The sequence below is a fragment of the Nocardia sp. NPDC058705 genome, assembly GCF_042749305.1.
Taxonomy (GTDB): domain Bacteria; phylum Actinomycetota; class Actinomycetes; order Mycobacteriales; family Mycobacteriaceae; genus Nocardia.
Genome location: NZ_JBHYRN010000007.1, coordinates 193,092 through 204,138 on the forward strand (window position 1 = coordinate 193,092; position 11,047 = coordinate 204,138).

The 11,047-nt window shown below is 67.9% G+C and carries 11 protein-coding genes; 3 read left to right on the forward strand and 8 right to left on the reverse strand.

Annotated features, from left to right (window positions below; translation table 11 throughout):
• Positions 1-10 precede the first annotated feature (10 nt).
• Positions 11-1,459: a CoA transferase gene (locus tag ACFW6D_RS12205; RefSeq protein WP_379327457.1), complete on the reverse strand. Its 1,449-nt coding sequence runs from the start codon at positions 1,457-1,459 to the stop codon at positions 11-13.
• A gap of 48 nt (positions 1,460-1,507) precedes the next feature.
• Here ACFW6D_RS12205 and ACFW6D_RS12210 point away from each other — a divergent pair, with 48 nt between their 5' ends.
• Complete coding sequence (locus tag ACFW6D_RS12210; protein ID WP_379327459.1) at positions 1,508-2,254, forward strand: thioesterase II family protein; 747 nt, start codon at positions 1,508-1,510, stop codon at positions 2,252-2,254.
• Here ACFW6D_RS12210 and ACFW6D_RS12215 read toward each other — a convergent pair.
• Positions 2,235-2,609 carry a DUF2784 domain-containing protein gene (locus tag ACFW6D_RS12215; RefSeq protein WP_379327461.1) on the reverse strand — a complete coding sequence of 125 codons (375 nt, stop codon included), beginning with the start codon at positions 2,607-2,609 and terminating at the stop codon, positions 2,235-2,237. The genes ACFW6D_RS12210 and ACFW6D_RS12215 overlap by 20 nt on opposite strands.
• Positions 2,610-2,678: 69 nt before the next feature.
• Positions 2,679-4,109 (reverse strand): SDR family NAD(P)-dependent oxidoreductase, encoded by a 1,431-nt coding sequence (locus ACFW6D_RS12220; RefSeq protein ID WP_379327463.1) that lies wholly within the window; start codon positions 4,107-4,109, stop codon positions 2,679-2,681.
• On the opposite strand from ACFW6D_RS12220, the gene ACFW6D_RS12225 reads away from it, so the two are divergent.
• A complete protein-coding gene (locus ACFW6D_RS12225; RefSeq protein WP_379327465.1) occupies positions 4,096-4,902 on the forward strand; it encodes a TetR/AcrR family transcriptional regulator in 807 nt (268 codons plus the stop codon). The genes ACFW6D_RS12220 and ACFW6D_RS12225 overlap by 14 nt on opposite strands.
• Here the strand turns inward: ACFW6D_RS12225 and ACFW6D_RS12230 are convergent.
• Positions 4,899-5,252, reverse strand: coding sequence for a hypothetical protein (locus tag ACFW6D_RS12230; RefSeq protein ID WP_379327467.1), 354 nt, complete (start codon positions 5,250-5,252; stop codon positions 4,899-4,901). The two genes, ACFW6D_RS12225 and ACFW6D_RS12230, sit on opposite strands and share 4 nt — an antisense overlap.
• Positions 5,253-5,510: 258 nt before the next feature.
• Here ACFW6D_RS12230 and ACFW6D_RS12235 point away from each other — a divergent pair, with 258 nt between their 5' ends.
• The gene (locus ACFW6D_RS12235; RefSeq protein WP_379327469.1) at positions 5,511-6,218 is read left to right on the forward strand and encodes a hypothetical protein; all 708 of its coding nucleotides are present in this window, start codon (positions 5,511-5,513) and stop codon (positions 6,216-6,218) included.
• 3 nt (positions 6,219-6,221) lie between these two features.
• On the opposite strand, the gene ligD is transcribed toward ACFW6D_RS12235, so the two are convergent.
• The 4 genes from ligD to ACFW6D_RS12255 form a co-directional block, all read right to left on the reverse strand.
• Entirely contained in the window at positions 6,222-7,220 is a 999-nt protein-coding gene (ligD, locus tag ACFW6D_RS12240) for a non-homologous end-joining DNA ligase (RefSeq protein WP_379327471.1), read from the reverse strand.
• Positions 7,217-8,296 carry an ATP-dependent DNA ligase gene (locus ACFW6D_RS12245; RefSeq protein ID WP_379327473.1) on the reverse strand — a complete coding sequence of 360 codons (1,080 nt, stop codon included), beginning with the start codon at positions 8,294-8,296 and terminating at the stop codon, positions 7,217-7,219. Before ACFW6D_RS12245 ends, ligD begins: the two co-directional genes overlap by 4 nt.
• A gap of 121 nt (positions 8,297-8,417) precedes the next feature.
• A complete protein-coding gene (locus tag ACFW6D_RS12250; RefSeq protein WP_379327568.1) occupies positions 8,418-10,283 on the reverse strand; it encodes an amino acid transporter in 1,866 nt (621 codons plus the stop codon).
• Positions 10,284-10,456: 173 nt separating this feature from the next.
• Positions 10,457-10,843, reverse strand: coding sequence for a cold shock domain-containing protein (locus ACFW6D_RS12255; protein ID WP_379327475.1), 387 nt, complete (start codon positions 10,841-10,843; stop codon positions 10,457-10,459).
• Positions 10,844-11,047: the final 204 nt, after the last annotated feature.

The window sequence follows — 11,047 nt, forward strand, 5'->3', positions numbered from 1 at the left end:
CCGGGGCTGGTCACGCGGGGTGGTAGTGGTCGGGTGCTTCCACCCAGAACGGCTGCGCCGAACCGTAAGGTGGTGCGGGCCAGCGGAAGTCGTCGTAGTCGGCGAATGCCGGTGCGGCTGTGACCAATTCGCTGTGCGTAACGGTCGATCCCGGGTCGGGCGGCGTCGCGACGGGGTGTGCGGGGGAGCGGTCGTCGGCGGCCAGCAGCCAGGATGCGGTGCGGGCCAAGGAAACCCGGACCGTTCGGCCGAAGCCGTCGGCCGCGCGAGCCAGCAGGGCATCCATGACACTCGCGGCCAAAAGATAGCCCGAACTGTGGTCGAGAGCCTGGGCAGGTAGTGCGCCGGGATGGTCCGGTGTGCCTTCGAGAAGCGAAATACCGGATGCCGCTTGGACGATGCTGTCGAAACCACGACGATCACCCCACGGTCCGCTCGTCCCCCATGCGGAGACGGAGGCCTCGATCAAACCGGGACCGCGGTGCACACCGGCTGCGGCCAGCGCGCCCGGGCGATATCCGGTGACGAGCACGTCCGCCGCGGCGAGGAGATCCTCGAAGGTGGCGAGGTCGGTGCGCAGGTCGAGCAGAGTGGAACGTTTGCCCTGGCAGGTATCGGCGAACTGCCAGTCGATCTCGGGGAGCTGCGGTGGGTCGATGCGCAGGACGTCGGCGCCGAGCAGGGCCAGCGTTCGGGTGGCGACCGGGCCCGCTAGGACGCGGGTGAGGTCGAGGACGCGAATACCGGTCAGCGGTCGGTCGGTGGTGGGCGCTGTCGACGGGACGGCGATGCCGAGTCGATCCGGCCCGTGCCCGGCTGCTGGCGCCGTACTGGTGTTGGATCGGTGGTCGTCGCTCGCCGGGTCGGGCGCAGCGGTGGCCGACCGGCGGTCCTCGCGCACGTTCATCGCGACCAGTGGGCCGACGGCAGCGGCACGGCCCATCGGACTGCTCGCCCACTCGTCCTCGGCGCGAACCCGGGCTGCGATCGCACCGGCCGCGGCGGCCGCGTCTTCGACCTCGGCGCCCTTCATCGCGGACAGCCGGGCGCTGAGCTGGGCGGCGTCGCTGTCGGCCGACAGCTCGAGGGCCCGCAGGATCCGCTCGCGATGATGCGGGTAGTTGGCATGCGTACGAACCCAGCCGTCGGCGGTGCGGAAGAAGCCCGAGAACTCGGCGAAGGCCGACGGTGCGTTGCCGTCGCGGCGGAACAGTCGCTCGCTGCTGAATGCCGCGCTGACCCGGTCGGCATCGAGGTGGATCGCACGGGTGGACAGGCCCTGCGCGGCCCGAACCCGGTTGGCGGCCGCACTCGCCGCCGCGACCGAGCCCGCCGCGAGCGCCCACACCGGTAGGGTGGCCGCCAGTCGCGCATCGGGGTCCGGCACGTCGGCCTCGCCCGACGGCGGGATTCCGAGTCCCGTCTCGTAGGCGTGGACGAGCTGCTGCGCGGTGGTCACACCGATCAGCCTAGTTGCGGTGATGACGGTGAGGAGTGTGATGTGGGCGTGAATACGGCTGCGACGGAGTGGGTTCGGATCCTGCGACCGGGCACGGCGGCAGGTGGGCGGCTGACGTGTTTTCCGCCGGGCGGGGGATCGGCGACCTTCTATCGGGAGCTGGCCCGGCACATCGGCGCGGGCATCGAAGTGACGGCGGTGCAGTATCCCGGCAGGCAGGACCGCCTCGACGATGCGACGATCACCGACCTGCGTGTGCTCGCCGACCGGATCGCCGCGGATCTCGCGCGTCAGCCGGGAGCGGGCCGTGTGCTGTTCGGGCACAGCATGGGCGCGACCGTGGCCTACGAGACCGCGCTGCGCCTTGCCGCCGCCGGACAACCGGTGCACGCGCTTGTCGTATCCGGCCGTCCCGCACCGGAATTCGTCGAAACAGCCCGCCTGCACCAGGCATCGGATGCCGCCCTCATCGACGACCTCGAACGGCTCGCGAACGACCCGGCACCGGTGCGGCTGCTGCGCACCGAACCGGGACTGGCCGATCTCGTGCTGCCCGCCGTCCGCGCCGACTACCAGGCGGTCGAAACCTATCGGCACCAGCCGGGACCGCTACTGAGCTGCCCGGTCGTCGCGCTGGTGAGTACCGAGGACCCGACGACCACCGTGGCACAGGCCGAACAGTGGCGTGCGGTCACCGACGGGCCGTTCAGCCTGCGCACCTTCAGCGGCGGACACTTCTACCTCGACGAACAGCACGCCGCGGTGGCGCAGGAGATCACGCGGCACGTGAACTGAGTCGGCGCTGGTGCAAGCGCGCGTAGCCCAGCCACGACACGAGCACCGCCAGCGCGGCGAGCGCGCGGACCAGGCCGACCGCGCTGTCGGGGTAGATCACCCCGGTCAGGTAGTAATCGATGAAGCCGGCTTCTGGTAGCTCACTCACCCCCGCCTGCCTGCGCGCCCAGTTCTCGGCGAAAGTCAGCGGGCAGTGGAACCCGATCAGGACGGTGCCGAAACCCCACGCCACGGCCAGCGCGTGCAGGCCGATGGTGCGAGGCCACCGCCACGCGAGGAAACCACCGGCGACCACGTACGCGATGAACGCGACGTGGGTGACGGCGAGAACATCGGCCAACACCCGGAACGGCACCTATTCAGGATATGTACCAGTTCCCCGAGTCGGAATCATGATCATGATTCCGGTTCGGCATCGCTTGGGTCACCAGGGCGAAGGCCGGTAATCCTTCAGGAAGCAGCCGTACAGGTCGATACCGGCCTCACCCTGCACGATCGGGTCGTAGACGCGGGCGGCGCCGTCGACGAGATCAAGGGGGGCGTGGAAGCCCTCCTCGGCGAGGCGGACCTTCGTGAAATGCGGGCGCTCGTCGGTGATCCAGCCCGTATCGACCGCGGTCATCAGGATCGAGTCGGCCTCGAACATCTCCAGCGCGCTGGTGCGGGTGAGCATGTTCAGCGCGGCCTTGGCCATATTCGTGTGCGGATGCCCCGGGCCCTTGTAGCCGCGGCCGAACTGGCCTTCCATCGCGGAGACGTTCACCACGTACTTGCGCCTGCCCGCCGCGGCGGCCAGCGCCGGACGCAACCGCGACACCAGGATGAACGGCGCGACCGAATTGCACAGCTGCACTTCGAGCAGCTCGGTGGCCTCCACCTCGCCGACGGTCTGCACCCAGCTGTTGGTGTGCGCGAGATCGGGGACGAGACCACCGGCATCGATGGCCACGCCCGCCGCGATCCGTTCCGGGGTGGCCGAACCGGCGACCAACGCGAGTTCGGCCACATCGACGGCCGACAGCGACGGCGTGAGCGAGGCGGTGAGCGCGGTCGGGTGGGCCTGCATGGTCTTACCGAAGGTGACCATCTCCGGCATGACGCCCGCGGGCAGCGGCGCGGTCTCGGCGTCGACCAGGGCGCTGTAGGCACCGGCCGATCGGCGCACGGTCTGGGCCGCGTTGTTGATCAGGATGTCGAGGGGGCCCTGCGCGGCGACGTCGTCGGCCAGCGCCACGACCTGGGCGGGGTCACGCAGGTCGATGCCGACGATGCGCAGCCGGTGCAACCAGTCGGCGCTGTCCTCCATCGCAGCGAAGCGACGGATCGCGTCGTTGGGGAAGCGGGTGGTGATGGTGGTGTGCGCACCGTCGCGCAGCAGGCGCAACGCGATGTACATGCCGATCTTGGCGCGGCCACCGGTGAGCAGGGCGCGCTTGCCGGACAGGTCGGTGCGGGCGTCGCGCTTGGTGTGGCTCGAGGCGGCGCACTCGGGGCAGAGCTGGTGGTAGAACGCGTCGACCTGGGTGTACTTCTGCTTGCAGATGTAGCAGGGGCGCGCCTTGAGCAGGGTGCCCGCGCTCGCGCCGGAGGTGGCCGAGCTGATCGGGATGCCCGCGGTCTCGTCGTCGATGCGCTGCGGGGACCCGGTCGCCGTCGCGGCGATGACCGCGCGGTCGTTCGAGGAGATCTGCTCCCTCGCCTCGATGCGGCGGCGGTGCTTGAGCTTTTTGAACATGTGCCCGACCGCGCGCTGCACGGCGATGGAATCGGGGTGTTCCTTCTCCAACTGCCCGGCACGCTCCAGCACCCGCAGACAGGTCGCCAACTCATCCGGATCGATCATGTTCTCGGTCATCGGGGAGTGCGACATTCCTTCGTGCGACAGCGGTGGACGACATCTATTGTCGCATTGGCCGCGCGAGCGACCCGCTGGGTATCGTGATGGACCGTCGCCGCAACCGCGCGACGGCTATCGACCTCGACGGAGCACCGCGATTTCCCCGCTGGACACCGACACCGCAGACGCGCCGCGCAGGCGCAGGCTCGAACCCGACGAGCGACGCGCGCAGATCCTGGCCTGTGCCATCGACATGTTCGGTGAGCGGCCCTACGCGGCGGTGTCGACCGCGGAACTGGCCCAGCGTGCGGGAGTGGCGCGCGGCCTGATCAACCACTACTTCGGCAACAAACGCGACCTGTATCTGGCGGTCGTGCGGCGCATGGTGACACTGCCCCGTCAGGACAAAGTGTCGATTCCCGACGGCACAGCGGGCGAGCGGGTCGACGCGATCGTGGGCTGGCTCCTCGACACCATCGCCGAACACGGCACCACCTGGGTGAAGGTCACCAGCCACGAGGGCGTCGGGGACGACCCCGAGGTGCAGCAGATCCTCGACCAGGCCGACGATGCCGCCGCCGAACGCATGCTGGTGATGATCGGCCGTGCCGATCTGGCAGACAGTGCGTCGTTGCGTGCGCTGGTCCTCGCCTACGCGGGCCTGGTCAAAGTCGCCGGACGCGAATGGATCACCCGCGCCACGCTCACCCGCGCACAGGTGCATCAGCTGCTGGCCGACACCTTGCTCACGATGATCACCGTGACGATTCCCAGCGTGCTGACCACCGAGCCGGTGGCGGGCGACCGCTAGGAATCGAGCGCGCGTCCCGAGTGTCGCATCGCGACGTCGGCGGCACTGTAGCGCTGCGGCCCGGCATGGCCCGGCGCGTGGCCGGTGCGGCCGAGCGCCTGTTCGATCTTCTTCTCGCGGTGATGCTCGAACATCAGCGCGCCGACACCGCCGCCGAGGAAGAACAGCGTCAGTGTCGCGGCCACGATGGCCCATCCGGTGTGCTCGGTGCCCGCCGCGACGAGGGTGCAGGCAAGGCCGACGACGCCGATCGCGCACATGATGATGCCGGGGACGTTGTAATCGTCGGCCAGGAGATCGCCGGCCTGGGCATGCCAGGGCCGGTCTGCCGGAGACGTGCTGTGGGACATGGAGTCCTCCTCGCGAGCTCGGGGTGCGCGCAGTGGTTCACGTGGTGATCAGCATGAACCTGTTTCGGCAGGAGGTGCAAAGATGTTTGCCGGTTCGTTACTGGGTGGGTGGTGGCAGGATCGCACGTTATGTCACTGTGACCCTATTTCGCGTTTGAGCTGTCATAGCGGGCTCCGAGTCCCTATTCTCGTCGCGTAACCCGGCGTCGCACCTGTTTAGTTGTGCGCCCGGGGAGATCGGAGAGGGACCCGGGGTTGATGGCACGGTACGAGGAATGGGATGACGACCCCGAGCATGAAGCCGATGATCGGCGGTGGGACGGCCAACGGTGGCCACAGGTGAGCGCTGACGGTGCGGTCGGGGGTCGGGGCCGGGATCAGCCGCGCGTGAATCCGTACGCGATGGTGGCGCTCGCCGCCGCGCTGGTGGTGCTGTTCCCGATCGCGATCGTGTTCGGGCTGTTGTCGTTCGGGCATCCGCGTGGGCGGGGGATCGCGGTGCTGGCCTTGCTGCTCGGCATCTCCGAGGCGGCGGTCGCGGTCGCGATCGGGCTCGCGGTGTTCGGCGGGCTCGATGTGTCCGTGCCGGCGCTGGCGCAGTCGCAGTCGGTGACCACGACACCGCTGCCGGTATCGGTCACCTCCCACAGCACGCCGACGGCCACCGAGACCGTGCCGGTGACGAGTTCCGTGGAAAAGGCGACTGTCGTCGAGAAGGGCACGGAGTGCGCCGCGGAGAAGGCGGGCCTGCTCGGTGTCGCGGCAGACGGTGCAACATTGCTGTGCCTGCGGGGAGCGAAGGGTTATGCCTGGTCGGGGCCGTTCCGGGTGTCGGGGTCGTACTACACCGCGGGGGCGAAATGCGATCCTTCGGTGGACAAGTCGGGCCGCACCTCCGACAATCACGCGCTCGTGTGCGAGGGCAAGGGCAGTGCCGCGGTCTGGTCGCCCTGGACCAGCGAGTAGGGCTCAGTCCTTCTTCGCTCGACTCGGTTGCACGCGCGGCGGCTCGTTCGGCATCTTCGGATACTGCGGTGGCCACGGTGCGTCCATCAGTCCCGCAGCCATATCGCGTTCTGACATCTCGAGAAGCCGTTCGATCGACTGCGGTGCCCGGTTCGCCCACGGATCACCTGATTCGGCAAGGCGTGCGGGCACGGTGGCGAGGGTGAGTTCGTCGGGGACGACGGTGGCGAGTTCGGCCCAGGCGATCGGCGTCGACACCTGACCGCCGACCTTCGGCCGCACCGACCAGGCACCGAACACGGTTTTGTGCGGTGCGTTCTGGTTGTAGTCGATGAACACCCGCGAGCCGCGCTCCTCTTTCCACCACTGCGCGGTGATCTCCTCGGGGTACCGGCGTTCGAGTTCTCTGGCCAGCGCCACCGCGGCCGCCCGCACCTCGTAGCCGTCCCATCTGGGCTCGAGCGCCGAATAAAGGTGCAGGCCACGCGAACCCGAGGTCTTGACCGACGAGTCGATGCCGAGTTCGGCCAGCAGCTCGCGCGTGCGCACCGCCGCGGAACGCAGATCATCGAACGAGATGCCGGGCGAGGGATCGAGATCGATCCGCAGCTCATCGGCGATCCGCAGATCCGGGACGTGATTGGGCCATACGTGAAAACCGAGGCAGCCCTGGTTCACCGCCCACAGGATGTGCGCGAGATCGTGGGCGACGAGAGCGTCGCTGGTGGTGCCGTTCGGGGTGGACACCTCGACGGTCTGCAACCAGTCCGGCGCCGACTTCGGCACCCGTTTCTGGAACCACGACTTCCCCGACGCCCCATCGGGATAACGTTCCAGCAGCAGCGGACGGCCACCGATCACGCCGAGCAGTGGTTCGGCGACGGCCCGGTAGTAGTTGACCAGATCGAGCTTGGTCTCACCGCGTTTGGTGAAGTAGACCTTGTCGGGATTGCTGATGGTCAGCGCGCGGCCGTCGATGTCGAGTTCCACCGCGGCGCTCATCGGCCTGCTCCGAAGATCGCGTCGAGTTCGGCGGGCGCGACTTCGTCGAGTTGGGCGTAGGTGCACGAATCCGGGGTGCGGTCGGCCCGGAACCGGGCAAGGCGGCCGCCGTGCCGGAAGCGCCCCGACTGCACGTGCTCGTAGCGGACCTCGGCGACCAGCTCGGGCCGTAACGGTTCCCACGACAGGTCCTTGCCGCCGCTCCAGCGACTCTGCCCGCCGGGCATCTTGCCGTCGGCGTTGGCCTGGGCGGCGGCATCGGCCCAGTCGCGCCACGGATGGTCGTCGAGGGCGTTCTCGCGCAACGGCGCCAGCTCGTCCAGTAGGTCGCGACGTCGAGCCGCCGTGAAACTCGACGCCACCCCGACGTGATGCAGGTTGCCCTCGTCGTCGAACAGACCGAGCAGCAGCGAACCGACGCCCTCGCCGTCCTTGTGCATGCGATATCCCGCGACCACACAATCGGCGGTGCGTTCGTGCTTGATCTTGAGCATCACCCGCTTGTCCTGCAGATACGCCAGCTCGTCGGACTTGGCCATCACACCGTCGAAACCGGCGCCCTCGAATCGGGTGAACCAGTCCTGCGCCACGTCGGGATCAGAGGTGATCGGCGTGAGATGGATCCGGCCGGGCGCGGCCTCGAGCAACGATTCGAGCTCGCGGCGCCGCTGTGCGAACGGTTCAGTCGTGAGGTCGCGATCGCCGAGCGCGAGCAGATCGAAGGCGACGAAACTGGCCGGTGTTTCCGCCGCGAGCTTGTTCACCCGCGAGGCGGCCGGATGCAACCGCTGCTGCAAGGTGTCGAAATCGAGGCCGTGGTCGGTGACGACCACGATCTCCCCGTCCACCACACAGCGTGGCGGCAGCGCGGCTTTGAGCAGCTCGGCCAGTTCGGGAAAATAGCGGGTGAGCGGGCGATCGTTGCGGGACCCGAGTTCGATCTCGTCGCCGTCGCGGAACACGATGCAGCGGAAGCCGTCCCATTTCGGCTCGTAGCTGAACCCGGGTTCGCGCGGCATCGACGGCGTCGACTTGGCCAGCATGGGACGCACTGGCGGCATCACCGGTAGATCCATCCGATCCTCCTCGCGGGTGTGTTCACCCGTATCGACGATGCGAGCACGCCCGATTCATCGGTGTGTGAGGCGATCGTAGGACGAGCCACCGACAGGTGCGCGGACATCGACTGTGTCGCGACTAGCTGTCCACGTGCACGTGCGGTCGACGTGCCGGATCCGGTTCGGCACGGCGGATGATCTCCCTGGTCACCGGTGCGACTTCACCTTCGCCGACGAACAGGAACCGCAGCAGATTGACGATCGGATTGCCTTCGGTCCATTCGAAATACACGTGCGGTTCCAGCCCCGTTCGGTCGCGGATCGCGAACAGGATGGCCGCCACCGAGTTGGGTACGGCGGTGGCCTCGACGCTGAGAATGTGGTGGCGGCCCACCTCGACCGCGCTCACCCGCAGATCGGTACTGAATTCGGACGCGTCTGCGACGACCACCTCGAGGAACAGGATGGAATCGGTGGCCGGGATGTGGCTCTCCCAGCGCTGCACGCGCTCCTTCTCGTCGTATTCCTCGGGTCGGCGGTCATCGATGTCATGGGTGACGATCCGGATGACACCCGTCGCGGCCGCCGCATCGATGAGCGCGCCGGCGTCGGCACTGAAGCTCACTTCGATCGCCCGCAATTCGAACGCGCGATGCACCCGCGAAGCCAGCGACACCACGATCACCGCCAGGATGAACAACGACGCGAGATGCACGCCCTCGGGCCGTTCGATGACATTGAGCACCGTGGTGTAGGTGAACACGATCGTGACCAGCGCGAACCCGATCACCTTGGCGCGCTCGCGAGCCCGATACGCCGACAGCGTCACCGCGACCGCGGCCGAGGTGATCAGCACCAGCACGCCGGTCGCGTAGGCGGCGCCCTGTGCGTCGACGTCGGCGTCGAAGTACCAGGTGATCCCGAACGCGATCACCGCGAACACCAGCACCAGCGGGCGCACCGCCCGCGCCCATTCCGGCGCCATGCCGTAGCGCGGCAGATAGCGCGGCACCAGATTCAGCAGCCCGGCCAGCGCCGACGCACCGGCGAACCACAGGATCGCGATGGTCGCGATGTCGTAGACGGTGCCGAAACCGTTGCCGAGATACTCGTGCGCGAGGTAGGCCAGCGCGCGCCCGTTGGCCGAGCCGCCGGACTGGAACTCGTGCTCGGGAATCAGCACCACGGTGATGAAACTGGATACGAGCAGGAACACGCTCATGATCAGCGCGGCGGTGGTGAGCAATTTGCGGGCGCCGATGATCCGGCCACGCGGATTGGTCGGCGTGTCGCCCGGTGCGCCTTTGATCAGCGGCATCACCGCAACCCCGGTCTCGAAGCCGGACAGACCGAGCGCCAGTTTCGGAAACACCAGCAGCGCGACGCCGACCATCAGCCAGATGTTGCCGTGCTCGGTTGTCATCGCGTGCGTCCAGTCGACGACCAGGCCGGGCGCGGTGAACACATGCCACAGCCCGACCGCGCCGACGATCGCGTTGAGCGTCAGGTAGACGGCCACCAGCACCACCGAGATGCCGATCGCTTCGGCGAACCCCTTCAGGAACACCGCGGCGAGCAGCGCGAGCAACACCAACGTGATGATCAGTCGCTCGTCGTGCCAGCTCGCCGGCGTGAACGGGTTCTCCACGATGTGCGCGGCGCCGTCGGCCGCCGACAGCGTCATCGTGATGACGAAGTCGGTCGCCGCGAACCCGAGCAGCACCAGAATGAACAGCTTGCCCGACCAGCGCGGCAGAATATCGGCGAACATCGCCAGCGAGCCGCCACCATCGGGACTCTCCCGCGCTACCCTGCGATACACCGGCAGCGCGCCGAGCAAGGTCAGCAGCACCAGGACCAGCGTGGCCAGCGGGGAGAGGACGCCCGCGGCGACAGCGGCGATGCCGGGCTGGTAGCCGAGGGTGGAGAAATAGTCGACACCGGTCAGGCACATCACCCGCCACCAGGATCGCTGATGCGGTTCGGCGTGCTCGACCGCGCGCATCGGCCCTGGCAGTTGCGCGTGAGCGGGCTCCTCGGTGCCGTCGAGCAGCCAGCGGGTGAAACCGGATCGCGACACCGGAGCTCCTCTGCCTGAGCGGTTCCGGTGCGCGAGCCGCGCACCGGATCAGGCCGGAGTTTATGCGCTGACGGGCAATTCGCCCGGCAGGCGCGAGGTCAGCTGTCGAGCCAGCCGTGCTCGTCGGCGAAAGTGGTGAACCGGTCGCGGATGGTGATGATCTCGGCCGCGGTGAGCGCGGGGGAGGCTTCCAGCAGCAGCTCGGTGATCTGCTGACGCAGCTCGTCGGGGCCGAGCTGGTCGCCGGACTTGCGAGTCTTCGGCGCCGCAGCGGGCTGACCGACTCCGGTCAGGTTGATCGCCTTGGGGCCCCGATCACCTTCGGTCACATCGAATTCGAACAAACGACCCTGACGCAGTTCGTCTTCGTCGAGGCCGATGTCGTTGACGTGGACGAACACATCGGGCCCGCCGTCGTCGGGCCGGATGAACCCGAAACCCCGTGAACCGTCGAACGACACCAATTTCCCGATGGACACCAACACACTCCTCGCTCCGCTTCCCGTCGCTACTCTAACGCGGCTTTTGGGCGATTTCGCCCGGAAAGTGGATAGTCGGCGAAATCTTGGATATGCGCGAGACGACCGAGCATGGTCACGGTCCGGTAACTGCGTGTTCATATGCTGTCGTTAGCGTTCCTCACCTGTCGGAATCGGTGTGGAGGTTGTAGACGCGTGGTGAGCCCCGGT

Excerpts from the sequence above, each read along its gene's own strand:
- ACFW6D_RS12225 (WP_379327465.1), top strand. The coding sequence starts at position 4,096 with ATGTTCTCGGTCATCGGGGAGTGCGACATTCCTTCGTGCGACAGCGGT.
- ACFW6D_RS12235 (WP_379327469.1), top strand. The coding sequence starts at position 5,511 with ATGGCACGGTACGAGGAATGGGATGACGACCCCGAGCATGAAGCCGAT.
- ACFW6D_RS12245 (WP_379327473.1), bottom strand. The coding sequence starts at position 8,296 with ATGGATCTACCGGTGATGCCGCCAGTGCGTCCCATGCTGGCCAAGTCG.
- ACFW6D_RS12250 (WP_379327568.1), bottom strand. The coding sequence starts at position 10,283 with ATGCGCGCGGTCGAGCACGCCGAACCGCATCAGCGATCCTGGTGGCGG.
- ligD (WP_379327471.1), bottom strand. The coding sequence starts at position 7,220 with ATGAGCGCCGCGGTGGAACTCGACATCGACGGCCGCGCGCTGACCATC.
- ACFW6D_RS12230 (WP_379327467.1), bottom strand. The coding sequence starts at position 5,252 with ATGTCCCACAGCACGTCTCCGGCAGACCGGCCCTGGCATGCCCAGGCC.
- ACFW6D_RS12220 (WP_379327463.1), bottom strand. The coding sequence starts at position 4,109 with ATGACCGAGAACATGATCGATCCGGATGAGTTGGCGACCTGTCTGCGG.